The following is a 1,568-nucleotide window of genomic DNA, read 5'->3' as shown; positions in this document are numbered from 1 at the left end:
TTTTAAATTCTGTTTTGAGTCATTTCCCCATTGACGAGTCTCAGCAGGTTCAGTGGATTCTCATCTCTTAATGCTTCAGGCAACAGACTTTGCGGATAGTTCTGGTAGCAGACCGGACGTAGATAACGGTCAATCGCCAAAGTTCCCACAGAAGTACCACGTGCGTCTGAAGTAGCCGGATAAGGTCCGCCATGTACCATGGCATCACAGACTTCTACACCGGTTGGATAGCCATTCAACAATAAGCGGCCTGCCTTTTCTTCCAATACCGGTACTACATCGGCAAACTCCACCAGATCCGATTCATCCGCAATCAGTGAAGCTGTTAACTGTCCATTCATGCTGCTTAAAGCCTGTAGTAACTGGGCTTTGTCTTCTACTTCAATCACAATCGTAGTGGGTCCAAAGATTTCTTCTTGCAGAAGTTGATCACCAGCAAGCAGCAGTTCAACCTCTGCTTTGAAGAGTTGCGGTAATGCCTGCTCCCCTTGTTTCTCCTGACCGGCCAGGTGCTGAATGCCGGAATGCTCGGATAAATGCGATAAGCCAGAAACATAGCTGTTTAATGTCCCTGCATTGAGCATGGTTTGAGCCGGCTTGTTTGCCATGATTTCACTGAGCTGTTCAATGAGCCGTGTATATTCAGGTGATTTAATTCCCAGGATCAATCCTGGATTGGTACAGAATTGGCCACAACCCAGTACTACTGAATCTGCCAGCTCCTGGGCAATCTGATCACCACGGTTTTTTAAAGCTTCAGGCAGCATCAGCATCGGGTTGATACTGCTCATTTCAGCAAAGACCGGAATCGGCTGTGGACGTGCTGCTGCCATATCGCATAGTGCACGGCCACCTTTGAGGGAACCGGTAAAACCGACGGCCTGAATTAATGGATGTTTCACCAGTAAGGCACCGACAGCATTACCATAGATCATGTTAAACACCCCTTTGGGCATGCCTGTTTTCTCAACGGCACGTTCAATGGCCTGAGCCACATAGTCTGCAGTGGCCATATGCCCGCTATGGGCTTTGACCACCACAGAACAACCTGCTGCCAATGCAGAAGCGGTATCACCACCGGCGGTCGAGAATGCTAAAGGGAAGTTACTTGCCCCAAAAACGGCAACTGGCCCTACACCGATTTTAATCTGACGCAGGTCTGGTCGTGGCAAAGGTTGACGCTCTGGCAGTGCGGTATCAATTCGAGCCCCTAGAAAATCACCACGGCGCAAGACTTTAGCGAACAAACGCATTTGCCCGCTGGTACGGCCACGTTCACCTTGCAGCCGGGCAATGGGTAAAGCGGTTTCTTGAGAAATCGTATTGAGGAAGTCTTCACCCAAAGCATCGAGTTCATCTGCGATGGATTCTAAGAATAGAGCCCGCTGTTCAGGGGAAGTATGTCGGTAGGTTTTAAAGGCTGTATGGGCTGCTTCCACGGCCTGGTTGACTTCCTGTTCGGTGGCCTGAAAGAAGTCAAAAGTCAGGGCTTCACCGGTGCTGGCATTCAGGCTTTTCAGGACTTTATCACCTGCAGCGCTACGGGTGCCAGCTATAAAGTTGTGGCC

At 49.8% G+C, this 1,568-nt stretch carries 1 protein-coding gene; it reads right to left on the bottom strand.

Going from position 1 to position 1,568, the window contains the following annotated elements:
* Positions 1–2 precede the first annotated feature (2 nt).
* Positions 3–1,568: aldehyde dehydrogenase (NADP(+)) (locus tag NI462_RS14845; RefSeq protein ID WP_253161226.1), on the bottom strand; the 1,566-nt coding region annotated here is incomplete at its 5' end.

This window comes from Acinetobacter lwoffii (genome assembly GCF_024129715.1).
In the GTDB taxonomy this organism is placed as follows: domain Bacteria; phylum Pseudomonadota; class Gammaproteobacteria; order Pseudomonadales; family Moraxellaceae; genus Acinetobacter; species Acinetobacter lwoffii_U.
The sequence above is the reverse complement of the archived record's forward strand: the minus strand, read 5'-3'. Positions and strand labels throughout refer to the sequence as shown.